Annotated in this window: 1 protein-coding gene; it reads right to left on the reverse strand. The window is 35.8% G+C overall.

Going from position 1 to position 327, the window contains the following annotated elements; all coding sequences use genetic code 11:
* Positions 1-79 precede the first annotated feature (79 nt).
* On the reverse strand, positions 80-327 hold a 248-nt coding region (locus AAEZ02_RS22060), incomplete at its 5' end, for a flagellar protein FlaG (RefSeq protein ID WP_351125119.1).

The following is a 327-nucleotide window of genomic DNA, read 5'->3' on the forward strand; positions in this document are numbered from 1 at the left end:
GTTAATGCCATAACCTTGCTCCTTTAAACCTCTATCAATAAACAAAGCAAAAAGTAAACCACTTGAGTGCATTCTTAAATTAAACTTCAATTTTCATTAATATCCCTGACACTTCACTTAATTTTTCTGCCAGTTGTAGCGCTTCTTCACTAGGGATTTGTCTAATTATATCACCAGAACTGACATCTTGAACTTTAATAACCTGCATGCCTGACTCTTCATCAACTGAAAACTTGAGTCCCTTTTGCATCATCGACATCATATCAGTAAGCTCGTTAGCAACTCCTGTCAAGTTGTCATCTTTTTTTTGTTTAGCCTGCTGTGTTT

This window comes from Shewanella sp. T24-MNA-CIBAN-0130 (genome assembly GCF_040310185.1).
Taxonomy (GTDB): domain Bacteria; phylum Pseudomonadota; class Gammaproteobacteria; order Enterobacterales; family Shewanellaceae; genus Shewanella; species Shewanella psychromarinicola.